Origin of the sequence: Thalassotalea litorea (genome assembly GCF_005843925.1) — a bacterium.
GTDB classification, from domain to species: domain Bacteria; phylum Pseudomonadota; class Gammaproteobacteria; order Enterobacterales; family Alteromonadaceae; genus Thalassotalea_A; species Thalassotalea_A litorea_A.
Genome location: NZ_VCBC01000022.1, coordinates 17,395 through 40,535 on the forward strand (window position 1 = coordinate 17,395; position 23,141 = coordinate 40,535).

General features: G+C 43.6%; 26 protein-coding genes. 5 read left to right on the forward strand and 21 right to left on the reverse strand.

Annotated elements, in window-relative coordinates; genetic code table 11:
- Positions 1 to 9: 9 nt before the first annotated feature.
- The 15 genes from rpsN to rpsJ form a co-directional block, all read right to left on the reverse strand.
- Positions 10 to 315, reverse strand: coding sequence for a 30S ribosomal protein S14 (gene rpsN, locus FE810_RS16270; RefSeq protein ID WP_138321603.1), 306 nt, complete (start codon positions 313 to 315; stop codon positions 10 to 12).
- Positions 316 to 326: 11 nt separating this feature from the next.
- Complete coding sequence (rplE, locus tag FE810_RS16275; RefSeq protein ID WP_138321605.1) at positions 327 to 866, reverse strand: 50S ribosomal protein L5; 540 nt, start codon at positions 864 to 866, stop codon at positions 327 to 329.
- Positions 867 to 879: 13 nt separating this feature from the next.
- Positions 880 to 1,194 (reverse strand): 50S ribosomal protein L24, encoded by a 315-nt coding sequence (gene rplX, locus FE810_RS16280; protein WP_138321607.1) that lies wholly within the window; start codon positions 1,192 to 1,194, stop codon positions 880 to 882.
- An 11-nt stretch (positions 1,195 to 1,205) separates the two neighbouring features.
- The gene (gene rplN, locus FE810_RS16285) at positions 1,206 to 1,574 is read right to left on the reverse strand and encodes a 50S ribosomal protein L14 (RefSeq protein WP_136736739.1); all 369 of its coding nucleotides are present in this window, start codon (positions 1,572 to 1,574) and stop codon (positions 1,206 to 1,208) included.
- 714 nt (positions 1,575 to 2,288) lie between these two features.
- Positions 2,289 to 2,537 carry a 30S ribosomal protein S17 gene (gene rpsQ, locus FE810_RS16290; RefSeq protein WP_138321609.1) on the reverse strand — a complete coding sequence of 83 codons (249 nt, stop codon included), beginning with the start codon at positions 2,535 to 2,537 and terminating at the stop codon, positions 2,289 to 2,291.
- Entirely contained in the window at positions 2,537 to 2,728 is a 192-nt protein-coding gene (rpmC, locus tag FE810_RS16295) for a 50S ribosomal protein L29 (RefSeq protein WP_138321612.1), read from the reverse strand. Before rpmC ends, rpsQ begins: the two co-directional genes overlap by 1 nt.
- A complete protein-coding gene (gene rplP / locus FE810_RS16300; protein ID WP_138321613.1) occupies positions 2,728 to 3,141 on the reverse strand; it encodes a 50S ribosomal protein L16 in 414 nt (137 codons plus the stop codon). Before rplP ends, rpmC begins: the two co-directional genes overlap by 1 nt.
- Positions 3,142 to 3,152: 11 nt before the next feature.
- Positions 3,153 to 3,848, reverse strand: coding sequence for a 30S ribosomal protein S3 (rpsC, locus tag FE810_RS16305; RefSeq protein WP_138321615.1), 696 nt, complete (start codon positions 3,846 to 3,848; stop codon positions 3,153 to 3,155).
- A 12-nt stretch (positions 3,849 to 3,860) separates the two neighbouring features.
- Complete coding sequence (rplV, locus tag FE810_RS16310; RefSeq protein ID WP_138321617.1) at positions 3,861 to 4,193, reverse strand: 50S ribosomal protein L22; 333 nt, start codon at positions 4,191 to 4,193, stop codon at positions 3,861 to 3,863.
- A gap of 11 nt (positions 4,194 to 4,204) precedes the next feature.
- Positions 4,205 to 4,483 carry a 30S ribosomal protein S19 gene (gene rpsS / locus FE810_RS16315; RefSeq protein ID WP_135438210.1) on the reverse strand — a complete coding sequence of 93 codons (279 nt, stop codon included), beginning with the start codon at positions 4,481 to 4,483 and terminating at the stop codon, positions 4,205 to 4,207.
- An 18-nt stretch (positions 4,484 to 4,501) separates the two neighbouring features.
- Positions 4,502 to 5,326, reverse strand: a complete 825-nt coding sequence (gene rplB, locus FE810_RS16320; RefSeq protein ID WP_138321619.1) for a 50S ribosomal protein L2 — start codon at positions 5,324 to 5,326, stop codon at positions 4,502 to 4,504.
- Between the two features lie 17 nt (positions 5,327 to 5,343).
- Positions 5,344 to 5,646 (reverse strand): 50S ribosomal protein L23, encoded by a 303-nt coding sequence (rplW, locus tag FE810_RS16325; RefSeq protein ID WP_138321621.1) that lies wholly within the window; start codon positions 5,644 to 5,646, stop codon positions 5,344 to 5,346.
- Positions 5,643 to 6,248, reverse strand: coding sequence for a 50S ribosomal protein L4 (rplD, locus tag FE810_RS16330; protein ID WP_138321623.1), 606 nt, complete (start codon positions 6,246 to 6,248; stop codon positions 5,643 to 5,645). Before rplD ends, rplW begins: the two co-directional genes overlap by 4 nt.
- Before the next feature lie 18 nt (positions 6,249 to 6,266).
- The gene (rplC, locus tag FE810_RS16335) at positions 6,267 to 6,905 is read right to left on the reverse strand and encodes a 50S ribosomal protein L3 (RefSeq protein ID WP_138321625.1); all 639 of its coding nucleotides are present in this window, start codon (positions 6,903 to 6,905) and stop codon (positions 6,267 to 6,269) included.
- A gap of 16 nt (positions 6,906 to 6,921) precedes the next feature.
- Positions 6,922 to 7,233, reverse strand: coding sequence for a 30S ribosomal protein S10 (rpsJ, locus tag FE810_RS16340; RefSeq protein ID WP_118958508.1), 312 nt, complete (start codon positions 7,231 to 7,233; stop codon positions 6,922 to 6,924).
- Between the two features lie 468 nt (positions 7,234 to 7,701).
- Between rpsJ and uvrA the strand changes: the two genes are divergently transcribed.
- On the forward strand, positions 7,702 to 10,530 hold the full coding sequence (uvrA, locus tag FE810_RS16345) for an excinuclease ABC subunit UvrA (protein WP_138321655.1): 2,829 nt from the start codon (positions 7,702 to 7,704) through the stop codon (positions 10,528 to 10,530).
- Positions 10,531 to 10,629: 99 nt separating this feature from the next.
- On the opposite strand, the gene FE810_RS16350 is transcribed toward uvrA, so the two are convergent.
- The 3 genes from FE810_RS16350 to FE810_RS16360 all read right to left on the reverse strand — a co-directional run bounded on the left by FE810_RS16350 (position 10,630) and on the right by FE810_RS16360 (position 17,136).
- Complete coding sequence (locus FE810_RS16350) at positions 10,630 to 13,788, reverse strand: efflux RND transporter permease subunit (RefSeq protein ID WP_138321627.1); 3,159 nt, start codon at positions 13,786 to 13,788, stop codon at positions 10,630 to 10,632.
- Positions 13,789 to 13,797: 9 nt separating this feature from the next.
- Positions 13,798 to 14,907, reverse strand: coding sequence for an efflux RND transporter periplasmic adaptor subunit (locus FE810_RS16355; RefSeq protein ID WP_138321629.1), 1,110 nt, complete (start codon positions 14,905 to 14,907; stop codon positions 13,798 to 13,800).
- Positions 14,908 to 15,105: 198 nt separating this feature from the next.
- Positions 15,106 to 17,136 carry an oxidoreductase gene (locus FE810_RS16360; protein ID WP_138321631.1) on the reverse strand — a complete coding sequence of 677 codons (2,031 nt, stop codon included), beginning with the start codon at positions 17,134 to 17,136 and terminating at the stop codon, positions 15,106 to 15,108.
- 229 nt (positions 17,137 to 17,365) lie between these two features.
- Between FE810_RS16360 and trmA the strand changes: the two genes are divergently transcribed.
- Positions 17,366 to 18,463: a tRNA (uridine(54)-C5)-methyltransferase TrmA gene (trmA, locus tag FE810_RS16365; RefSeq protein WP_138321633.1), complete on the forward strand. Its 1,098-nt coding sequence runs from the start codon at positions 17,366 to 17,368 to the stop codon at positions 18,461 to 18,463.
- A gap of 21 nt (positions 18,464 to 18,484) precedes the next feature.
- On the opposite strand, the gene fabR is transcribed toward trmA, so the two are convergent.
- Positions 18,485 to 19,114, reverse strand: coding sequence for an HTH-type transcriptional repressor FabR (gene fabR / locus FE810_RS16370; protein WP_138321644.1), 630 nt, complete (start codon positions 19,112 to 19,114; stop codon positions 18,485 to 18,487).
- 128 nt (positions 19,115 to 19,242) lie between these two features.
- Between fabR and FE810_RS16375 the strand changes: the two genes are divergently transcribed.
- Together FE810_RS16375 and FE810_RS16380 are read left to right on the forward strand one after the other, a co-directional pair.
- On the forward strand, positions 19,243 to 20,355 hold the full coding sequence (locus FE810_RS16375) for an acyl-CoA desaturase (RefSeq protein WP_138321645.1): 1,113 nt from the start codon (positions 19,243 to 19,245) through the stop codon (positions 20,353 to 20,355).
- 4 nt (positions 20,356 to 20,359) lie between these two features.
- A complete protein-coding gene (locus FE810_RS16380; protein ID WP_171022403.1) occupies positions 20,360 to 20,926 on the forward strand; it encodes a SixA phosphatase family protein in 567 nt (188 codons plus the stop codon).
- A gap of 100 nt (positions 20,927 to 21,026) precedes the next feature.
- On the opposite strand, the gene FE810_RS16385 is transcribed toward FE810_RS16380, so the two are convergent.
- Positions 21,027 to 21,449, reverse strand: coding sequence for a hypothetical protein (locus FE810_RS16385; RefSeq protein ID WP_138321649.1), 423 nt, complete (start codon positions 21,447 to 21,449; stop codon positions 21,027 to 21,029).
- Positions 21,450 to 21,787: 338 nt separating this feature from the next.
- Between FE810_RS16385 and FE810_RS16390 the strand changes: the two genes are divergently transcribed.
- Positions 21,788 to 22,480 carry a PEP-CTERM sorting domain-containing protein gene (locus FE810_RS16390; RefSeq protein WP_138321651.1) on the forward strand — a complete coding sequence of 231 codons (693 nt, stop codon included), beginning with the start codon at positions 21,788 to 21,790 and terminating at the stop codon, positions 22,478 to 22,480.
- Between the two features lie 553 nt (positions 22,481 to 23,033).
- Here FE810_RS16390 and FE810_RS16395 read toward each other — a convergent pair.
- Positions 23,034 to 23,141 (reverse strand): EF-Tu C-terminal domain-related protein (locus FE810_RS16395; RefSeq protein ID WP_212744527.1); only part of this gene is annotated, 108 nt, incomplete at its 5' end.

Here is a 23,141-nt window from a genome sequence, read left to right on the forward strand (position 1 = left end):
CTTACTCCCTTACCAACTTGCTTTCTTAAGACCAGGTACTTCACCGCGCATAGTTGCTTCACGAAGCTTGATACGGCTTAAGCCGAACTTACGTAAATAACCATGTGGACGACCAGTAATTGCACAACGGTTACGTTGGCGACTGCTGCTCGAATCACGAGGTAAAGCTTGTAGTTTTAGTACTGCATCCCAACGCTCTTCTTCCGAAGAGTTTACGCTAGAGATGATCTCTTTTAGTTCGCGACGCTTTTCAGCGTGTTTCGCGACTAATTTCGCACGTTTTTCTTCACGTGCTTTCATAGATGATTTAGCCATAACTCTACACCTTATTTCTTAAACGGGAAGTTAAAGGCAGTCAGCAAAGCACGACCTTCCGCATCAGACTTCGCAGTGGTAGTGATAGTAATATCCATACCGCGAATCTTATCGACTTTATCGTAGTCGATTTCAGGAAATATGATTTGCTCACGCACGCCCATGCTGTAATTTCCACGGCCATCGAACGATTTAGGGTTCAAGCCACGGAAGTCACGGATACGAGGAACTGAGATTGAAATTAAACGCTCAAAGAAGTCCCACATGCGTTCACCGCGTAGAGTTACTTTTGCACCAATAGGGTAGCCTTCACGGATTTTAAAACCAGCAACAGATTTGCGAGCTTTAGTTACCATAGGCTTCTGACCTGAGATTGCAGCAAGATCATTGGTTGCGTTATCTAATACTTTCTTATCAGAAATCGCTTCACCAACACCCATATTAAGGGTGATCTTTTCAATCCGAGGGACTTGCATGACACTTTTGTATCCGAACTCTTTGGTCAGTTCAGCAACAACTGTATCTTTGTATAAATCATGCAGTTTCGCCATCGTTTACTCCAAATTAAACTAATTCGTTATTAGACTTGAAGAAGCGGACTTTCTTGCCATCTTCAACTCTAAAACCAACACGATCTGCCTTGCCAGAAGCAGGGTTTTTGATCGCGACGTTAGATACGTCGATAGCAGCTTCTTTTTCAATGATGCCACCAGCTTGCTGTAACTGAGGTACAGGCTTTTGGTGTTTCTTGACTAAGTTGATGCCTTCAACGAAAACTTTTCCTTCAGCTGCAAGAACTTTAGTGACTTTGCCACTTTTGCCCTTATCTTTACCAGCTAGGATTACTACTTCGTCATTCTGACGAATTTTAGAGGCCATTATAAGACTCCTTAAAGTACTTCTGGTGCTAATGATACGATCTTCATGAACTTTTCAGTTCGCAATTCACGTGTCACTGGCCCGAAAATACGAGTACCGATTGGCTGTAAATTTGCATTAAGCATTACAGCCGCGTTGCCATCGAAACGAATGGCTGAGCCATCCTGACGACGAACGCCCTTTCTAGTGCGCACCACTACAGCATTCAGGACATCACCTTTCTTCACTTTACCGCGAGGAATCGCTTCTTTTACAGAAACTTTAATGATGTCACCGATGCCAGCATAGCGACGGTGCGAGCCACCTAGAACCTTTATACATTGCACGCGTCGAGCGCCGCTGTTATCAGCAACGTCTAGCTGTGATTGCATTTGGATCATTTTATGTGCTCCGCTGTTGTTAAAATTCAAGGCTATTAAAAAATAACCCATCACTGCCTTATACCGCTGTCCAAGTCGAGACCGGGAATCAACGGGCGCGAGATTATAACACTAGATAACGAAAAGTGGTACTTTATTTAAGCAAAAAAACAAGTCTAACAACACTACCCTAGAAGCAGGTAACAATCATTATTGTTAACTATCAGAAAAATAACAAAATAAACCTGATAATTTGATTGCAATTTATTACCAAAAGATGACGATTAGGTCATTCGAGCGTGGCGATTCTGCAATCAATAAATGTCTAAAAATTAGTAAACCATCGAGTGTTAATAAAATCACATTTCATTAATCCATATATTGTACCGTTTAGACGTAAAACAAGCAGGTGATGTTACAAAACGGTTACTTGCAGGAAGGGTAAATAGGTGTAACGACAAAAGAATGAGAAAAGGAGTTAGTAAAAGGAATCTACTGAAGGGGTTCGTTGGGAGTGTATTATTGATTAACCTTGGTAGATAAGTACTCAGAAGACCCTCTCTGAAACCAGAGACCAGGGACCAGAGACCAGAGACCAGAGAGCTTAAACCTGAAACCGATTATCACATCCATATATATGCCCTAATCGCTCCTGCTAACCGGGCATACTTACATCCCTGTAATAAAAAAACCCTGCCGAGGCAGGGTTTTTAAAGGTAACAATTAAAGCTTAAATTAAGCTTTAGTCACAACGTCTACCAAAGTCCAAGATTTGCTCTTAGAAATTGGTGCACATTCGCGAATTGTTACTAAGTCACCTTCGTTACATACGTTCTCTTCATCATGCGCTTTCAACTTAGTTGAACGGATCATGAATTTACCGTAGATAGGGTGCTTAACACGACGCTCAATCAGGACAGTGATAGACTTATCCATTTTGTCACTGATGACGCGGCCTTGTAGAGTACGAATACTTTCGCTCATTATGATCCTGCCTTCTGTGAAATGATAGTCTTAACACGTGCGATATCGCGACGTACATTACGTAGCAAATGAGTTTGAGCCAGCTGACCTGTGCTTGCTTGCATGCGATAGTTAAACTGTTCGCGCAACAAGCTTAGTAATTCAACATTAAGCTCTTCAATGCTTTTGTCTTTAAGTTCGCTAGCTTTCATTACATTACCGTCCGAGTTACGAAAGTTGTTTTGAACGGAAGTTTAGCAGCTGCAAGAGCAAATGCTTCGCGCGCTAATTCTTCTGAAACACCTTCCATTTCATAAAGAACACGACCTGGTTGAATTTGGCAAACCCAATATTCAACACTACCTTTACCTTTACCCATACGAACCTCTAGAGGTTTTTTGGTAATAGGCTTGTCAGGGAAAACTCGAATCCAAATTTTACCTTGACGTTTGACGTGACGCGTCATAGCACGACGAGCCGCTTCGATTTGGCGAGCAGTCATACGACCACGAGCTACCGATTTCAAACCATAAGTACCGAAGCTAACTGTGTTACCAGTGTCTGCAAGACCACGGTTACGCAGCTTAAATTGCTTACGGAATTTAGTACGTTTTGGTTGTAACATTACTGATTCCCCTACTTACTGCCTTTGCCTTTGCCTTTTCTTTTAGGCTTGGCTGGTGCTTCTACCTGAGTAGGCATACCACCAATAACTTCACCTTTAAAGATCCAGACTTTAACACCGATAATACCGTAAGTGGTATTCGCTTCAGCCGTTGCATAATCGATATCAGCACGTAATGTGTGAAGTGGTACACGACCTTCACGATACCATTCAGAACGAGCAATTTCTGCACCGCCTAAACGACCGCTAACTTCAACTTTGATACCTTTAGCACCTAGACGCATAGCATTCTGAACCGCGCGCTTCATCGCACGACGGAACATAACACGACGCTCTAGTTGGCTTGTGATACTTTCAGCAACTAGTGCTGCATCAGTTTCAGGCTTACGAACTTCAGCAATGTTGATTTGAGCTGGAACGCCGGCAATTTGAGAAACTTTCTTACGTAATTTCTCAACGTCTTCGCCTTTCTTACCAATAACAACACCTGGACGGGCTGTATGGATAGTTACGCGAATCGACTTAGCTGGACGCTCAATGACGATTTTTGATAAAGAAGCACGCTTCAATTCTTTAGTAAGATAAGCACGAACTTCGTGATCACCTTTCAAATTGCTGGCGTATTCTTTGCTGCTTGCAAACCAAGTAGACGCAAAAGGTTTCGTGATACCTAATCGAATACCGGTAGGATGTACTTTTTGACCCATACTAATACTCTCCTAGTTATCAGATACAACCACAGTAATGTGGCTAGTACGCTTCAGGATACGATCCGCGCGACCTTTCGCACGAGGCTTAATACGTTTCATTGTCGGACCATCGTCAACCATAATGGTTTTAACGAATAGTTCATCAATGTCTGCACCTTCGTTGTGTTCAGCGTTAGCGATAGCCGAATCAAGTACTTTCTTAACTAAAACTGCAGCAGATTTGTTGCTGTAGTTTAAGATTTCAAGTGCTTTCTCAACTTGCAAACCGCGGATTTGGTCAACGACCAAACGAGCTTTCTGAGCTGAACCACGGGCAAATTTATGTTTAGCAATAGCTTCCATTTAATTTCCCCTTATCTTTTCTTCGCTTTCTTATCGGCAGCGTGACCGCGATAAGTACGAGTTGGTGCAAATTCACCCAGTTTGTGACCAATCATTTCATCGGTAACAAACACAGGAACGTGTTGACGGCCATTATGGACAGCGATGGTCAATCCGATCATGTTTGGAATGATCATTGAACGACGGGACCAAGTCTTAATTGGTTTTTTATTCCCGCTTTCCAAAGCTTTCTCTACCTTCGTCAACAAGTGCAGGTCAATAAAAGGACCTTTCTTGAGAGAACGTGGCATGGTAATTCCTCTTTAAATTTACTTAGTACGACGACGGACAATAAACTTGTCAGTGCGCTTGTTTTTACGGGTTTTGTAACCTTTAGTAGGTACACCCCATGGCGATACTGGGTGACGGCCACCTGAAGTTTTACCTTCACCACCACCGTGCGGGTGATCAACCGGGTTCATGGCAACACCACGAACAGTTGGGCGAACACCGCGCCAGCGTGAAGCACCTGCTTTACCTAAAGAGCGAAGCATGTGTTCAGCGTTACCAATTTCACCAAGAGTCGCACGACAGTCCGCTTCAACTTTACGCATTTCGCCAGAGCGAAGACGTAGAGTTACATAAGCGCCGTCTTTAGCAACTAATTGTGCATAGGTACCAGCAGCACGTGCGATTTGAGCACCTTTACCAGGCTTAAGCTCGATCGCATGAATTACACTACCTAGTGGTACATTGCGAAGTGGCAATGTGTTACCAGCAGCAATCGGTGCATCAACACCAGACTGAATAGAATCACCAGCCTTTAGGCCTTTTGGAGCCAAGATGTATTTACGCTCACCATCTGCATAAAGTACAAGTGCAATGTTTGCACTACGGTTTGGATCATATTCCAAACGCTCTACTTTCGCAGGGATACCGTCTTTATTACGTTTAAAGTCGATTAGACGATAGTGATGCTTGTGACCACCACCAACGTGACGAACTGTAATACGACCAGTATTATTACGACCACCAGACTTAGAGTTTTTCTCTAACAATGGAGCGTAAGGCTTGCCTTTGTACAGATCCGGGTTTACCACTTTAACGACGTGGCGACGACCCGGAGAAGTAGGCTTACATTTAACAATAGCCATTTTAGTAACCTCTCCTATTACTCTGCGCCGCCGACGAAGTCGATGTCGCTACCTTCTTTAAGAGTTACGTAAGCTTTTTTCCAATCGCTACGACGACCCATACGTACACCAGTACGTTTAGCCTTACCCTTAACATTTAGAGTGCGAACACCTGTCACTTCAACTTCGAAAAGTTTTTCAACAGCCGCTTTGATTTCAGCTTTATTGGCATCCGTCGCTACTTTGAAAACAACAGTGTTGTTCGCTTCAGCAGACATGGTTGCTTTTTCAGAAATGTTTGGTGCCATTAACACCTTCAACAAACGTTCTTCGTTGATCATGCTAACATCTCCTCAATTTGCTTAACTGCTTCCGCAGTTACCAATACTTTTTCGAAACCAACCAGGCTAACAGGATCGATACCAGCTACGTCACGAACATCAACTTTGTACAAGTTGCGAGCAGATAAGAACAAGTTCTCATCAACTTCTGAAGTTACGATTAATACGTCTTTTAACTCCAGATCTTTTAGCTTAGCTACCAATTCTTTAGTTTTTGGTGTTTCTACCGCAAAGTTGTTTACTACAACTAGACGCTCTTGACGTACTAGTTCAGAAAGGATGCTTTTGATCGCACCACGATACATTTTACGGTTTACTTTTTGGCTGTGGTCTTGTGGCTTAGCAGCGAATGTTACGCCACCAGTACGCCAGATTGGACCACGAGTAGTACCAGCACGTGCACGGCCAGTACCTTTTTGACGCCATGGCTTCTTGCCACCGCCGCTAACTTCTGAACGAGTCTTTTGAGCACGAGTACCTTGACGAGCACCTGCTGCATATGCAACAACTACCTGATGTACTAGAGCTTCATTAAACTCACGTCCAAAGGTTGCTTCGGAAACTTCAAGAGCGCCAGATGCGTCTTTTAATGCTAATTCCATCACAAATCTCCTCAGACGTTAGGCTTTAACAGCTGGTTTAACGATCACGTTGCTGTTAGTAGCGCCAGGCACTGCACCTTTAATAAGAAGCAGATTGCGCTCAGCGTCAACGCGAACTAATTCAAGGTTCTGAGTAGTAACTTTCTCAGCACCCATGTGACCAGACATTTTTTTGCCTTTAAATACACGGCCTGGTGTTTGACACTGACCGATTGAACCGTTTGAACGGTGAGAGATAGAGTTACCGTGAGTAGCATCTTGCATGGAGAAATTCCAACGCTTAATACCACCTTGGAAACCTTTACCTTTCGAGGTACCAGTAACATCTACTAGTTTGGTTTCATTCAAAACATCAACAGTTAATTCACTGCCTGTTTCAACACCTTCACCTTCACCGTCTGCTAAACGGAATTCCCACAGACCACGGCCTGCTTCGACACCGGCTTTAGCAAAGTGACCTGCTAACGGCTTGGTAACACGGTTAGCTTTCTTGCTACCAGTAGTTACCTGTAATGCGCGATAACCATCGTTTTCAAGAGTTTTTACTTGAGCAACGCGGTTCGCTTCAACTTCTACGACTGTAACTGGAATTGATACGCCATCTTCAGTGAAGATACGAGTCATTCCCACTTTACGTCCGACTAAACCAATAGTCATAGTCAAAACTCCTCTATTAACCCAAGCTGATCTGTACGTCGACACCAGCAGCCAAGTCTAAACGCATAAGAGCGTCTACAGTTTTCTCGGTTGGTTCAACGATATCAATCATACGCTTGTGAGTACGAATTTCGTACTGGTCACGAGCGTCTTTGTTTACGTGTGGAGAAATCAAGATAGTGAAACGCTCTTTGCGAGTAGGAAGTGGAATAGGACCACGAACCTGAGCACCAGTGCGCTTAGCAGTATCAACGATTTCTGCGGTAGATTGATCAATCAGACGATGATCGAACGCTTTCAAACGAATGCGAATTCTTTGATTTGACATGTAATCAAATCCCCAATTAAAAAGAACGAACAAAGTACAACTCATCACCTTCTTATTGAGAAGGGGAGTGTACCGCTTATATAATCATTCAACCCCAAATCGGGGTTGCTGTAGCTAGCAATCGCTTAGCTTATCCAAAGAACAAGTCGGTGGAAAAACCAACCGAGCTAACACAAAACTTGCCCAATCACTCAGACAAGTGGGCGTATTATACAGAAGCAAAGCCTAAACGCAATACCAGTGGTTAAAAAAACGTCATGATTAAAGACGCTCTGATTTCTCGCAATAAACCAGCGTATAGGGGCGAGAAAACGAAACTGGATACTGTTGAAAGCAAGTACTTAATTTCGCAGAAAAACTTCGTAACTGTTCCGGTCAAAGATGCTAAATGTTGATTTATTGTGTCATAATGAAGGATTGTTCATTCACCCTCGGCGTCCGTCGGGGGATATCTTAGTGGAAGTGGTTATGCTGGAAATCGAAGTACGGGGCGCCCGCACTCATAACTTGAAGAATATAGATATTACTATTCCTCGCGATAAGCTTATTGTGATAACCGGTTTGTCGGGTTCGGGGAAATCCTCTTTGGCGTTCGACACACTATACGCTGAAGGCCAGCGCCGCTATGTTGAGTCTTTATCGGCGTATGCCAGACAATTCTTATCACTGATGGAAAAGCCGGATGTCGATCATATCGAAGGCCTTTCTCCAGCGATTTCTATTGAACAAAAATCCACGTCTCATAATCCACGTTCCACCGTTGGCACAATTACAGAAATATACGATTATCTGCGCTTACTTTATGCTCGGGTGGGCGAGCCAAGATGCCCTGATCATCATCAACCATTGACGGCTCAAACCGTCAGTCAGATGGTCGATAAAGTATTGGCGTTACCCGAAGGCTCGAAAGTTATGTTACTTGCGCCTGTGGTACAAGACCGCAAAGGCGAACACATTAAACTGTTAGAGAATCTTGCAGGACAGGGCTATATCCGTGCCCGTATTGATGGTGAGGTCTGCGATTTAAGCGATCCACCGGAATTAGATCTGCATAAGAAGCACACGATAGAAGTCGTCGTCGATCGATTGAAAGTACGAGACGATATCCAATTACGTTTGTCAGAATCCTTTGAAACCGCGCTTGCACTTTCCGATGGTATTGCAACCGTCGGTTTTATGGATGAGCCAGATAAAGAGCCATTGCTGTTTTCAGCGAATTTTGCCTGTCCACAATGTGGCTACAGCATGGCAAAACCCGAACCTCGTTTATTTTCATTCAATAATCCTGCGGGTGCCTGTCAAAGTTGTGATGGCCTTGGCATTAAGCAGTTTTTTGACCCACATCGGGTAATTACCAATGAAGATCTCAGTCTTGCCGGTGGAGCGATACGTGGTTGGGATAAGCGCAACTTCTATTACTTCCAAATGCTCAGTTCTTTATCTGATCATTATAAATTTGCTTTAGATAAACCGTTTAAAGAACTCAGTGAAGATATTCAGCAGATCATCCTTAATGGTTCCGGCAAACAAGAAATTGAATTTCGCTATATGAATGACCGTGGTGATATTGTGGTTCGCAAACATCCATTCGAAGGCATTCTGGTCAATATGGACCGTCGTTACCGAGAAACGGAATCCAATGCAGTACGAGAAGAATTAAGTAAATACCTTAATTCTCAGGCGTGCCCATCTTGTAGCGGCTCAAGGCTAAGATTAGAAGCTCGTAATGTCTTTGTTGCGGATACGCCTCTGCACAATGTTACCGATTATTCTATTGCTCAGGCTGAAAAATTCTTCAATGAACTAAATATGGAAGGCCAAAAAGGCCAGATCGCAGAGAAGATTCTCAAAGAGATAAATGATCGACTCGGATTTTTAGTCAATGTTGGCCTTAATTATCTGACTCTGTCACGCAGCGCAGAGACACTATCCGGCGGTGAAGCACAGCGAATTCGTCTGGCATCGCAAATTGGTGCCGGCTTAGTCGGCGTCATGTATGTCTTAGATGAACCTTCGATAGGTTTACATCAAAGAGATAACGAACGCTTGTTAAAAACACTGATACATCTTCGCGACCTTGGTAATACCGTAATCGTGGTGGAGCATGATGAAGATGCGATACGAGAAGCGGACCACATTATTGATATCGGACCTGGCGCTGGTGTACATGGTGGACAAGTGATTGCCCAAGGTAATTATCAGGACATTATCGATAGTGAAGACTCACTCACCGGAAAATACCTCAGTGGCAAAGAAAAAATTGAAGTTCCGGAAAAGCGTCACACGCTGAATAAAAATGAAATGGTTCATTTAACCGGCGCGACCGGTAATAATCTTAAGAATGTCAGTTTGGAAATCCCCATCGGTTTAATGACTTGTGTCACTGGTGTTTCCGGTTCAGGAAAATCAACACTCATTAATGATACTTTATATAAAATTGCCCATATTGAGCTAAATCGAGCCACACTCGATGAACCCTCGCCTTACAAAAGCATTACGGGTTTGGAGCATTTAGACAAGGTTATCGATATTGACCAAAGCCCAATCGGTCGAACGCCTCGTTCGAACCCAGCAACTTATACTGGTATTTTCACTGCCATTCGCGATATTTTTGCGGCGACTCAAGAATCTCGTTCCCGCGGATATAAACCTGGTCGATTTAGTTTTAACGTTAAAGGTGGACGTTGTGAAGCGTGTCAGGGTGATGGTGTAATCAAAGTAGAGATGCATTTCCTCCCGGATGTTTATGTGCCTTGCGATGTCTGTAAAGGTAAGCGCTATAATCGCGAAACTCTGGAAATTCGCTATAAGGGCAATAATATTCATGAAGTTCTCGATATGACTATCGAAGATGCGTTTGAGTTTTTTGCACCAATTCCAGCCGTAAAGCGCAAACTTCAAACATTGATGGATGTTGGCCTTTCTTATATTAAGCTAGGTCAGTCGGCGACTACTCTATCTGGTGGTGAAGCTCAGCGGGTTAAATTATCTAAAGAGTTATCCAAGCGCGATACCGGAAAAACGCTGTACATACTCGACGAACCAACCACGGGTTTACATTTTCATGATATTCGCCAACTATTGCAGGTATTGCACAGACTCCGGGATCACGGCAATACCGTTGTGATCATCGAACATAACTTGGATGTGATTAAAACCGCTGACTGGTTGATAGACTTGGGGCCAGAGGGGGGTTCTGGCGGTGGCGAAATACTCGTAAGCGGTACACCCGAAACGGTAGCCAAACATAAAGGTTCACATACTGGACACTTTCTTGCGCCCTTACTGAGTTGTTAAGCGCATCCAATAGGTATTAATAGAGCGGCCACTACAGCTTTGCTGCAGTGGCCACTGGCCATTTTGAATTCGACATTTTCCGCGCGCTGTCGAATAATTTTAATCATTGTCTTGTTCTGCGAGTCTCGCTTTATCCGCGACGTCCGCCACTTCGCTTTTCGATCCGAATTTTTCTCGAATAAATTGAAACATCACAAAAAATACGGGAACGAAAATACACCCAAGGAAGGTCGCCGAAACCATTCCACCCCAAACTGAATGTCCCATAGTGTTTCGACTCGCGGCACCGGCACCCGAGGCAAGCACCAATGGTGTGACTCCAAGAATAAATGATAAGGCGGTCATTAATACCGCCCGCATTCTCAATTTCGCAGCTTCTACCGCAGCACCGATAATGGTCATTCCTTTATCTTCTCGCAACACTTTCGCAAATTCGACAATTAAAATTGCGTTACGACACGCCATACCGATCATCAATACCAAGCCTATTTGCACATAAAGGTTTAAGGTGCCCCCCATTAAGGTGACAAATAGTAACGAGCCCAGTAACCCAATAGGAACACATAGCATGATCGCAAACGGCGTTAACCAACTTTCGTATTGAGCAACCAAGAATAAAAAGGTAAACAATACCGCCAATAAAAATAGAGCAACCATTCCGCCGGACGTTGTGACCTCCTGATACGTTTGCCCAGTCCACTCGTGAGCATAACCATCCGGTAATGACTCTGCGACTTCATTAATTGCAGCAATCGCTTCACCAGAACTAAAACCAGGTGCGGGCATCACAATAATTTGGGTTGAATTGTAAAGATTGAATCGCGCCGATACATCCGCACCTATCGTTGGATCAAATTTTGCAAAACTGGAAAACCTCACCATTTCGCCATCAGCCGCTCGGACATAAAGGCTATTTAAGTCTTCTTCGTCGTTACGATAGCGCGCTTCGGACATGATATTCACTTGGTAGTTTTTGCCAAATCGGGTGAAATCGTTGACATATCGTTTACCGAACAAGCTACCAATCGCAGTATTTATCGATGCAGGATCCAGCCCTAGCAACATCGCCTTTTCATAGTCAATATCCAAGCTCAATTGCGGGACATTGGCCGTATAGGTTGAAAATGCAACTGCAATTTCAGGTCGCTGCATCAACTGCCCGGCCACCTGCATATAAACCGGCCCTAAGGATTCAGTCGATCGACCAAGGCGATCTTCTAAGATCATAGTAACCCCAGAAGTCGCTCCCAACCCTGGTATCGCGGGCGTCGACATAACCAGACTTTTAATCTCTCGATTGCTTTGCATAATTTGTGTTGTCTGAGCCATGATACTGGCTTGGGAAAGTTCCTCCGTTTGACGTTCTTCCCAATCTTCCAGAGTGATTATCAGCATACCAGCGTTCGTCGCCAAAGCGCCTTTGATCATGCTAAAACCATTAGCGGTGACGATACTTTTCACTCCGGGTATCTCGTTAATTTGATTGGTTAACTTATCAATTTCGGTAACGGTTCTATCCAATGTCGATGCTTCCGGCAAGGAGATATCAACAAGGAAGTTTCCTTTATCCTCCTCCGGGATAAATCCTCCGGGTAAATTGCTCGCGAGATAAGCGATGTAAGCAATTAGGGATACAAATAGAATTAAGGTAATAATCAGATGCCGAGACAGGAGTCCCACCGTTGCACCATAACCATTCATCATTTTGTTAATGAATGCATTAAACCAACCTAATGGCCCTTTGGTTGGTAATGCCGAAGGCTTTAGCATGATGGAACACAACGCGGGGGTTAAGGAAAGAGCAACGATTGTGGAGATAATGGTTGAGGCGACGATTGTGACGCCAAACTGTTGGTACAAAATACCAACCATTCCGGGAGCAAGAGATACCGGCACGAAAACCGCCATTAACACAAGTGCTGAGGCAATGAGCGGAGCCGTCACTTCCTTCATTGCTTTCGATGTCGCCTCTTTGGGCGGTAAATGCTCTTCGTGCATAATTCGTTCGACGTTTTCAATGACAACGATCGCGGCATCGACTACCACACCAATCGCAAGAATCAGGCCAAACATGGTAATGGTGTTCACATCCATGCCAAACATTTGCATCACCACAAAGGTTGCCACCAGAGATACCGGTATCGCGATTGCAGGAATTAAAGTTGCACGAATATTTTGCAAAAATAGGTAGGAAATGATTACAACCAAGCCAACCGCTTCAAAGAGGGTGTCGTAAACTTCGGCCATTGAAGTTTTAATAAAGAGTGTCGAATCATATGCTATCTCATACTCTATATCGTCGGGAAAACCCTCGCTGATAATCTCCATTTGCGCGTGTAAGTCATTGGCCACTTGCAGTGAATTCGCCCCAGGTGCAAGGTATGCAATCATTAACGGGCTTTCCATATCCCCAAGTTTTGACATTGAGTTATACTTTTCGGCTCCGAGCTCGACTCGAGCAAAATCTTTAATACGCACCATGCTACCATCGGACTCTGCCCGCACGACAATATTTTTAAAGTCCTCGATGGATTTCAATCGTCCTCGAGTTTTAATAGTGTACTGAAAAACTTGGCCTTGAGGAGCCGGATTTTCACCAATTTTACCCGCCGATATCGTGGTGTTTTGACTGGCAATAGCGGCTGTTATGTCCTGCTCGTTAATCCCCATGCCCGCCATAACTTCATTATCGACCCAAACCCTCACTGAATAATTTTTTTCCCCGATGATTTTCAGTTCACCAATACCGTTTACCCGGGCCAGCGAATCACGTAAATTTAACGACATATAATTGGACAGAAATAACCCGTCATAGGTGCCTTTCGGAGAGAATAGGTTGATTGACAACAGCATTGACGGAGAAACTTTCGCGACAGTTACGCCGAGCTGTTTTACCTCCATCGGCAACTTACTCATCGCCTTATTGACTCGGTTCTGCACTAACGTCTGAGCTAAATCTGGATCCGTGCCGATTTCGAATGAAATCCTGCACAGATACGAGCCATCATTGGACGACTTCGAATCGATGTACAGCATATGCTCGACCCCGTTCACCTCTTGCTCGAGCACAGACGCCACCGTATCGCGGATAGTGTTGTGATCCGCGCCAGGATAAAACGCCGTAATCTGAACTTGTGGAGGAGCCACGCTAGGGTATAACGACACAGGCATATTCAAAAATGTCAGTATGCCTGCCAGCGTCATAATAATGGAGACAACGATCGCAAACTTAGGGCGATTTATAAAAAACTCAATCATGGTCGCTTCCTATTCAACTACGGGAGTTACAGGCTGACCTTCTTTGGCCCTTAGTATACCGGAAATAATGATCCGATCGCCGGGCTCGAGTCCTTCTTCCACAACCCAGTTTGTCCCCACTCGAGGTCCAAACGTTAAATGCCGTTTGCCGGCAATATCATCTTTGTCTAAAGCCATCACATAGCGGCCAATCTGATCTTCCTGAACCGCCTTTTGTGGCACCATAATGCTTTTTGTAGACTTCCTATCGGTCGCGATCAAAGTCACATTTTGGCCACCGAGTAAAGCCCCATCGGGATTCGGGAACACAACTCGGTAAGTCACTGTATTACTGCGCTCAGAGACCTTATGGCCGATGTAATCAAGCTTGCCATGATGTTCGTATATATCACCATTGGGTAATTCCAATTCAATCGTGGATATTTGTGCCGCTTTCGTGCCTTTAAGTTTGGAAACAATATCAAAATGCTTTTGGGCACCAACCTGGCTATATACTTCAATAGAATCATTGGCGATGATTTCTATCATCCAGCCAAGATCAGGGTCGACCATATCACCCCGTTTCACTTTTGTGATCCCGGCAATACCATCGATTGGTGAAACAACTTCGGTTTTTAGCAATTGCACTTGTGCCGCCTGCAGCGCAGCATTGGCAGTAGCCAGTGCCGCTTTGGCTTCATCATATTCAACCTTGACTCGTTTCGTATCGAGTTTGCTGAGTACTTCTTCTTCCGCAAGCGCAACCGACATGTCGTAGCGAGTTTTTGCCAACTCCACAGCCGCAAGTGCTCTGGCAACCGCACCATTTTGTTTACCTACCTCGGCTTTGAATGGCTGATCATCAATCTTAAATAAAGGGTCGCCCCGCTTTACTTCTTGTCCTTCAACGACAAGACGTTCGACGATACGACCGGATACTTCAGGATATATTTCTACGGCAGATAAGGAAGCAGTTTTCGCAGCATAACGGTGGGAAACATTGAGCTTTTCGGCTTGAATTTCCATAATTCCGACCTCTGGGGGAGGCGCTTCTTTGGTTTCCTGTTGTTTTTTATCACAACCAACCAGACACAAAGACGCAAGTAGCAGAATATGGGGTGCAACTGAACAAAACCGCATGGATTTACTCCTGAATTCTTAATCGAACACGGTGAGCGCAATATAAGAAAACAAGTTAGAGGTCTGGTCTGGTGCTCCCTGCGGTTAAAAGCCAGAAAACCGGATAACTTCTTTATATTCATTCATCAACTAGTACTCCGTTTATACTAGACCAATATGCTGAAAATTAAATGAAGTATCCGGCAAAAATGAGAAAAATTATATTGTTGCGGCTAATTCCGCGCCTTGTCGAATTGCTCTTTTTGCATCGAGCTCGGCAGCAACATCTGCGCCACCAATCAAATGGCAGCTTTCACCTAAGTCATTTAACTGCTGATAAAGGCTGTTGTTAGGATCCTGACCCGCACACAAAATGATATTATCAACTTCCAGAATATGCTGCTCACCGTGGATTGAATAGACAAGCCCCTGATCATTAATTTGTTCATATTGCACACCGGGCACCATATTCACATGATGGTTCTTCAGAGTTTGACGGTGGATCCAGCCCGTCGTTTTACCCAGGTTTGCCCCTACTTTAGTTTCTTTGCGCTGCATTAGGTAAATATCACGGTCATGTGTTAGATCGTGATCGATCGGCAATAATGCTCCTGGGTTTTCATATTCGGTATCAATCCCCCAAGCTTTCAGCCAACGTGCTTGATTGGTGGTTAGCGATTCTTGTTCAACCAAATACGTCGCGACGTCAAAACCAATCCCCCCAGCGCCAACAATCGCGACTTTCTTTCCTACCGGTTTATGGTCTTTTAATACATCGAGGTAACTCAATACTTTCGGGTTTTCGACTCCAGGTATATTGGGTGTTCTTGGTTTAATTCCCGTTGCAAAAACAATGTCATCAAAACCACGTGTTTGTAATGATTCGACATCCTGATGGCTATTTAAGTGAACATCAACGTTATGCTTTTCCAACTGTCCTTTAAAATAACGTAACGTTTCATAGAACTCTTCTTTACCAGGAATCTGCTTGGCGTAATTAAACTGACCGCCAATTTCACTCGCCGAATCAAACAAAGTTACCCTGTGGCCACGTTGGGCGGCATAGCAACTAAATGCCAGACCTGCAGGCCCAGCGCCAATCACTGCAATGTTCTTTTGCATTAACGCTTTTTCAAAGGTGAGTTCGGTCTCGTAGCAAGCTTGCGGATTTACCAGGCAGGTAGCCCGTTTCTGCTTAAACACGTGATCTAAACAGGCTTGATTACAACCGATACAAGTATTGATTTCTTCAGGGGTGCCTGCCGCAGCCTTATTGACAAAATCCGCGTCAGCCAGGAATGGTCGTGCCATAGACACCATATCCGAGTGCCCTTGTGCCAATACTGTCTCCGCTACATCTGGCATATTAATGCGATTTGTCGCGACTAAAGGTACATTAACCTCACCCATTAATCGTTTCGTCACCCAAGTAAATGCCGCTCTAGGCACACTGGTAGCAATGGTTGGAACTCTTGCTTCATGCCACCCAATGCCAGTATTAATAATCGTGGCTCCTGCCGCTTCAATGGCTTTCGCCATCATCACAACTTCTTCCCAGGTATTTCCACCTTCCACTAAATCGAGTAATGATAAGCGGAAAATAATAATGAAATTTTTGCCTACTTTTTCTCGCACAGCTTTGACAATTTCAACACCAAGGCGCATGCGATTTTCCATGCTTCCACCCCATTTATCGGTACGATGATTGGTGCGTTTACAGCTAAATTGATTGATTAAATAACCTTCAGAGCCCATGATTTCAACACCATCATAACCGGCACTTTGCGCAAGCTTTGAAGACTTTGCGAAATCTTTGATCGTTGCAAGAATTTTTCGTTCTGAAAGTTCTTTGGGTTTAAACGGGTTAATTGGCGCTTTAATTGCGCTGGCAGAAACAGAAAATGGGTGATAGGCGTATCGCCCGGTGTGGAGCAGTTGCAAACAAATTTTAGTCGGGTACTTGTGTACCGCTTCAGTGATGGCCTTGTGTTTATTCACATGCCAAAACTTACTTAGCTCTGAGCCCATCGGTGCTACCCGACCTCGGAAATTCGGGCTAATGCCACCGGTTACGATCAGACCGACGCCGCCCTTTGCTCGGGCTTCATAGAAAGCGGCCAATTTTTCAAAGCCATTCGTTTCTTCCTCCAGACCCGTGTGCATTGACCCCATCAATACTCGGTTTTGCAGCGTTGTAAAACCAAGGTCGAGTGGAGCAAGTAAGTGTGGATAAGGAGAAGAATTTGTCATAGTGCACCTAAAGTCAGACCAGTTGAACGAATCTCATTAAAGCAGATTAAGAACCATATTAAAACACTCGTTTGAAATAATCTAAATATGATTCACGCCCGTAGAAAGTTTATCTCACCCCTGACATAATTCCTTATCGGCCACACAGAACTACACTTTAATCATTTCACAGTTCCAATTTTGGTTAAGTTTGGCTAAAATTCGCCCCCAATTTGCAGCAGGTACGGTTATGTTAAGCCACATACATCCAGACAACTACGACACCCAACTTCAACGTAAACGAACAGCAATGCAAGAGCTCTTCGCGTCGTTTTCCGTACCTGAGCCTCAAATATTTACCTCTGAGCCGTTACATTACCGGTTACGAGCAGAATTTCGCGTGTGGCACGAAGGTGATGATCTGTTCTATATCATGTTTGATCAGGCAACCAAGCAAAAATTTCGGGTCGATCAGTTTCCCGCCGCAAGTGAAATGATTAACCAAGCCATGCCAGCATTGCTTGCAGATATTCGTGACAAGGAAATTTTGCGACGCAAACTATTCCAGGTGGATTTTCTTTCCACATTAAGCGGTGAGTTGTTGATAAGCTTGCTGTATCACAAGCCATTAGATGATGAATGGCAAGCCGAAGCAAAAGCCCTACAGCAACGTTTAGGTCAATTGCATACGATTTCCATCATTGGTCGGGCTCGCAAACAAAAAGAAGTCATTGGCGAAGAATTTGTTACCGAAGTACTTAATGTTGATGGCCTCGAGTTTCGCTATCACCAAGTCGAAAACAGCTTTACTCAACCAAATGGTGGGGTGAATGAAAAAATGCTAAGTTGGGCACGTAGTGCAACAGAAGGTATTGGCGGTGATCTCGTTGAACTTTATTGTGGCAATGGCAATTTCAGCATCGCACTGGCAGAAAATTTTGAAAAAGTTCTGGCTACTGAAATATCAAAAAGCTCTGTCGCTTCCGCTCAAATTAATATTGCCGATAATCGTATTGAGAACCTGAAAATCATTCGTATGTCCAGCGAAGAGTTCAGCCAGGCAATGAATGGCGAACGCACCTTTCGTCGTCTGGAAGGTTTGGATTTAACCCAATATAGCTATCAAACTGTGTTAGTCGATCCACCTAGAGCGGGTCTTGACCCTGACTCTGTTGAGCTCGTCAGCCGCTTTGATCAGATACTCTACATTTCCTGTAATCCAAACACGTTAAAAAATAACTTGGAAGTATTAAGCAAAACCCATGAAGTAACATCCTTTGCTTTATTCGATCAGTTTCCATATACGGATCATATAGAATGTGGCATGGTGCTTAAACGCCGAGATTAATGTCAGCTGGGTGTCAGGATTTTAGATTTGGCTATTTTGTCCAATATTGCGCAAATGCAAATCCATGGCACCCCGGGCAATAAACCTTAATTGTTTAATCGTTCGATCAGTTAATTCTTCGATTTCACTTGAGTCTGCATCCAATGCCTCTGCCCCTGCACTAAATACAATGATGACCGCCGCGTTGGCCTGAATAAAGCCAGTATCCGCATCCAGGTTATTGGCTTGCTGTAGATAATCACATAATTCCATGGTGAAAAAACGTATCTCGCGATTTACAGCTGCTCGAAATGCTTTTGATGTACCCGACCGCTCACGAAGTAACAATCGAAAAACATTCGGATTTGCCGCAATAAACTCCATAAAGGTTTTCACCGAAATTTGAATGACGGAACCGCCTTTTTCGATGCGTTGCCTTGCCTGTCGCATCAATTGTCTCAAGGTCAGACCGGCTTCATCCACTAACGTTAGTCCAAGCTCGTCCATATCGCTAAAATGCCGATAAAACGATGTCGCCGCAAGACCTGCTTCTTTAGTCACTTCACGCAAACTCAGGTTGGAAAAGCTTCGTTCCGCACTTAATTGACTTAACGCTGCGTCTATTAGCAATCGCCGGGTTTTTTCTTTTTGTTGTGCTCGAATCCCAGACATAAACAATATTCCATGGGGTTAATGTACAAATAGTAACACAAGTTTTTGCAGCTTTGCTTGACTAGATAAATGTTAAAGCTAAAATAGCGTACACTTGTACACTGAAATATCGACCAAAGAACTTTCCTATGACAAAACCTCCATTAATTTGGCTAAATATCGTGGTATTCGCCACAACATTTCTAATCGCACTGATTGTCGTTCCGTATCGTGCCGTAACCCACGGTTTTGACGCATTTGAAATTTGGGCGGCGATAATCTGTTTCTGTTTCTGTGGTATGTCGATTACCGCTGGTTATCATCGTTTATGGTCTCACAGAACATATAAAGCGCATTCTTCGTTGCGATTTATTTATGCCATTGGCGGCGCATTCGCCCTGCAAAATAGCATTTTGCATTGGTGCTCAGATCACCGTGTTCACCATAAGCATGTTGATAACAATGACGTTGATCCATACAGCGCGAAACGTGGCTTTTGGTATTCACATATCGGTTGGATGATTCGCGATTATCAAGGAGACACCTACTCCAACTACGACAATGCTCGCGATTTACAAAAAGAGAAAATTGTCGTTTGGCAGCATAAATATTATATTCCACTAACGATCGCCACGAACTTTGGTATTCCCATAGCCCTAGGGTGGATTCATGGTGATATATTATCTGCTGTGCTTCTTATCGGAGTAATGCGCCTGGTATTGAGTCACCATACAACGTTTTTTATCAACTCCCTGGCTCATATCTGGGGTAAACAAACCTACACCGACAAAAATACTGCGCGTGACAACGGATTACTCGCTTTTTTCACCTTCGGTGAGGGCTACCACAATTTCCACCATATCTTTGAAAACGATTACCGTAACGGTATCCGTTGGTATCAATTCGATCCTACAAAGTGGTTGATCAAAGGCTGCAGCTATTTAAATTTAACGACAAAGTTGCGTAAGACACCAGAAGACAAAATTGCGTTGGCGAAAGCAAAAATGCAATTGAGTGTATCCAAAATAAAGTTAGAAAACCGAGTTAATGCCGATGAGCTTATCGCCAAGCTGCAACAGGAATACGATATTTTGCTGGAAAAAATGTCGCTCTTCTATGATGCTAAGAAAAAGCTCATAGCCGAGAAAAGCCATTTAATCGAAGTGGAAAGAAAGGCACTAATGAAACAATACCAAGAATTTAAAACTGCATTTGCGGAGCAACGCAAACACTGGAATAATTTTACTGCCCAATATGCCTAAACTTATGACTTTAAAGCCGATAGCCGTGACGCTTATCGGCTTAATACTTTCTTTTGTTTCTCTTCACTCTGCTTTCGCGACCGATAACGCGGTCAATACAGCTACGCAAAGTGATGATACTTACAGTCTCTATTTGATTCGTCACGCGGAAAAACAAATCGATAAGACCGACCCAGCATTAACCAATTGTGGTATGCAGCGATCTGAGCAATATGCCAAAGACTTTAAAGCCATATCGCTCGATGCAATTTATAGCAGCGATTATCGACGCACCCAACAGACCGCGGCGCCAACTGCGAAACAAAAGCAGTTACCGATCTCTAGCTATGATCCGAAGCAATTAGAGGCAATCGCAAAGCAGTTATTGAGTAACAAGCAATCGGCATTGGTTGTCGGGCACAGTAATACCACAGGAGTGTTGGCCGGCATTTTAACCGGTCAGAAATTAACGGAATTTTCGGAACAGGAATACGACAGAGTTTACGTCGTTGAGATCAATAACGGTCAGGGTACTCTCACCCTGACCAGACAAAAATTTAATTGCGCCAATATCCAACCTCTTGAAAAATAATCGTTAGCTACAACGTTCAAAAAATTAACTCCAGGGGCTAGAACTAAAGGTATTAATTAAATTAGCCAGAGGCATTAAGTGCGTTTGGAGTAGACGCTCATTACATTTGCGAAGGGTGTGTAGAAGCACCTTTTTTAATCACTTCAACTTTCATTACTTTGAACGGTTTTCCCCACATCTGAATCGTTGCTACATTGTTGTCAATATAACCATAAAGTTTAAGCTTAGCCCCTGGCTGATGGTATTTTTTCTCCAACCCCATAGGTAAAAGATGTTCGCCTTCCTTACTGGTAAAGCCAAAAAAACCACCTTCTATGTCATAGTAATTTAACGTACCTTCGTACCAACGCTGCATGCTCTTCTCCGGGTTCTTAATCTCTTGGGCGGGTGGCGTTTTTTCTATAGATAAAACTTCCGCTTTTTGATGTTGTTTCCCATCATGAGCTTTTATCAATCCGCTGTTCAACGCTACAACGGTTAAAATTCCGGTCACCGCTAGTGACGCAATCGCAGATTTATTCATAGTCCACTCCTATTATTACATTTTGGATAGCACCCAATACTCTAGACACTAACAAACACCTTGAGTTCAAACAATCAAATAAATATAGCTACGCAGACTGATGCATTGGATAGTTAATTTTCAATTCAACAGTTTCATTTAACCCTTTAATTTCCTTTCTCGACTGATATTTAAAACTGTCAAAAAACTTTACTCTACAGAACAAGCATTACAATCAACACCTTACGCAACAAGACCTGCACGAAGTGGCATAGTTTGTGCACCCCATTGCACGCAGTAACAAAGTTAAGTAGTCAATCAAACAAATGGTTATTATCTAATAATACTAAGGACAACTAATGTTGAATAAAGTAAAAATAACAACGGCTTTTCTACTCTCTTTTTGTTTTCTAGGTTTTAATGCCCATGCAGGGCTAGTGAAAATTGACGATAAATCTGATGAGAAAAAGATTTCCGAGATCGCCACGGGTAGTTACGATGGTGGCAATGTGGGTACAGGTGCTGATCCTTCAGGATTTTGGGGTAGCAATTTACAGCTTGTAGCAGATGGTACGGTATCCATGCTGTTCGAATTCATTTCTGATCACGCTGCATATAATAATGCAGTTTTCGCTGGTGAAGGTGGCGATATCGGTGGACTTGATAACACGATTCAGGGTTCATTCTCTGTCCTATTCACAGGTGTAGCAGACGACTTTTTACCATTTAGTTTTATTGCAGACTGCGGCGGATTTTCAGTTTCAGGTTGCACGTCCAGTAAAGGCTCTGTCCAAAATGGCTCTAACAGCCAGGGCGACCAAGGTAATGATGTCAGTTTCTTTATCTCCAAAAAGGTAAGTAATAATACTAATTCTATTTATTATTTGTTTTTTAATGATGGTACAAACGACTTAGACTTTGACGACATGATTGTCCGTTTAACCGTGACTCCAGCAGAACCTCCTCAAGAAGTTCCTGAGCCAGGTGCTTTAGCGCTGCTAGCTTTGGGTATGATTGGCTTTGTAGCAAGAAAACGCTTAATCAAGCGTTAATCTGAGATCTTACTTTTTATTAAAAAGAGTGCGAGAGCGCTCTTTTTTTTCTGTTTTATTTCATGGCGTCAAGATTCGACATGGCGTAGTCAAGACTACTGTAGACTACGGCAACATTTGGCTTGAACTGATGGGCTACGAACAGTAGCGCATAAACTGTGCGCCCTAACTTCACTCCTGAGCAGCTCGTGAAAATTACTAAAAACTGTCCATTAGGACACTTTTCTTAACGCATTTTCTCATCACCCTAATATCAAATTTGGCCGCTCGGTGGTTAGTCTGTTGGTGCAAAAAAAAGAGCAGCTACTGTACGACTCTAGAAAATCATAAGATGATTTTATGATAATTCGGAGCATTATCGAAAATTCTAAAAAATGTACATCAGTACATTTTTCTTAACGAATTTTTCATCACCCTAATACCATATTTGGCCGCGAAGGGCTACGTACAGTCGCGCATTCACCCTAACCGCATCCTGCTCACCGGGTATACTTGCGTCCATGCAATAAAAAAAGGCCGCTTAATGCGACCTTTTTTCGGTGACTAACAAAAATTATTCAATAATTTTTGATACAACACCTGCGCCTACTGTACGGCCACCTTCGCGGATTGCGAAGCGTAAACCTTCGTCCATCGCGATTGGGTTGATAAGCTCTACAAC

Excerpts from the sequence above, each read along its gene's own strand:
- rpsN (WP_138321603.1), bottom strand. The coding sequence starts at position 315 with ATGGCTAAATCATCTATGAAAGCACGTGAAGAAAAACGTGCGAAATTA.
- rplE (WP_138321605.1), bottom strand. The coding sequence starts at position 866 with ATGGCGAAACTGCATGATTTATACAAAGATACAGTTGTTGCTGAACTG.
- rplX (WP_138321607.1), bottom strand. The coding sequence starts at position 1,194 with ATGGCCTCTAAAATTCGTCAGAATGACGAAGTAGTAATCCTAGCTGGT.
- rplN (WP_136736739.1), bottom strand. The coding sequence starts at position 1,574 with ATGATCCAAATGCAATCACAGCTAGACGTTGCTGATAACAGCGGCGCT.
- rpsQ (WP_138321609.1), bottom strand. The coding sequence starts at position 2,537 with ATGAGCGAAAGTATTCGTACTCTACAAGGCCGCGTCATCAGTGACAAA.
- rpmC (WP_138321612.1), bottom strand. The coding sequence starts at position 2,728 with ATGAAAGCTAGCGAACTTAAAGACAAAAGCATTGAAGAGCTTAATGTT.
- rplP (WP_138321613.1), bottom strand. The coding sequence starts at position 3,141 with ATGTTACAACCAAAACGTACTAAATTCCGTAAGCAATTTAAGCTGCGT.
- rpsC (WP_138321615.1), bottom strand. The coding sequence starts at position 3,848 with ATGGGTCAAAAAGTACATCCTACCGGTATTCGATTAGGTATCACGAAA.
- rplV (WP_138321617.1), bottom strand. The coding sequence starts at position 4,193 with ATGGAAGCTATTGCTAAACATAAATTTGCCCGTGGTTCAGCTCAGAAA.
- rpsS (WP_135438210.1), bottom strand. The coding sequence starts at position 4,483 with ATGCCACGTTCTCTCAAGAAAGGTCCTTTTATTGACCTGCACTTGTTG.
- rplB (WP_138321619.1), bottom strand. The coding sequence starts at position 5,326 with ATGGCTATTGTTAAATGTAAGCCTACTTCTCCGGGTCGTCGCCACGTC.
- rplW (WP_138321621.1), bottom strand. The coding sequence starts at position 5,646 with ATGATCAACGAAGAACGTTTGTTGAAGGTGTTAATGGCACCAAACATT.
- rplD (WP_138321623.1), bottom strand. The coding sequence starts at position 6,248 with ATGGAATTAGCATTAAAAGACGCATCTGGCGCTCTTGAAGTTTCCGAA.
- rplC (WP_138321625.1), bottom strand. The coding sequence starts at position 6,905 with ATGACTATTGGTTTAGTCGGACGTAAAGTGGGAATGACTCGTATCTTC.
- rpsJ (WP_118958508.1), bottom strand. The coding sequence starts at position 7,233 with ATGTCAAATCAAAGAATTCGCATTCGTTTGAAAGCGTTCGATCATCGT.
- uvrA (WP_138321655.1), top strand. The coding sequence starts at position 7,702 with ATGCTGGAAATCGAAGTACGGGGCGCCCGCACTCATAACTTGAAGAAT.
- FE810_RS16350 (WP_138321627.1), bottom strand. The coding sequence starts at position 13,788 with ATGATTGAGTTTTTTATAAATCGCCCTAAGTTTGCGATCGTTGTCTCC.
- FE810_RS16355 (WP_138321629.1), bottom strand. The coding sequence starts at position 14,907 with ATGCGGTTTTGTTCAGTTGCACCCCATATTCTGCTACTTGCGTCTTTG.
- FE810_RS16360 (WP_138321631.1), bottom strand. The coding sequence starts at position 17,136 with ATGACAAATTCTTCTCCTTATCCACACTTACTTGCTCCACTCGACCTT.
- trmA (WP_138321633.1), top strand. The coding sequence starts at position 17,366 with ATGTTAAGCCACATACATCCAGACAACTACGACACCCAACTTCAACGT.
- fabR (WP_138321644.1), bottom strand. The coding sequence starts at position 19,114 with ATGTCTGGGATTCGAGCACAACAAAAAGAAAAAACCCGGCGATTGCTA.
- FE810_RS16375 (WP_138321645.1), top strand. The coding sequence starts at position 19,243 with ATGACAAAACCTCCATTAATTTGGCTAAATATCGTGGTATTCGCCACA.
- FE810_RS16380 (WP_171022403.1), top strand. The coding sequence starts at position 20,360 with ATGACTTTAAAGCCGATAGCCGTGACGCTTATCGGCTTAATACTTTCT.
- FE810_RS16385 (WP_138321649.1), bottom strand. The coding sequence starts at position 21,449 with ATGAATAAATCTGCGATTGCGTCACTAGCGGTGACCGGAATTTTAACC.
- FE810_RS16390 (WP_138321651.1), top strand. The coding sequence starts at position 21,788 with ATGTTGAATAAAGTAAAAATAACAACGGCTTTTCTACTCTCTTTTTGT.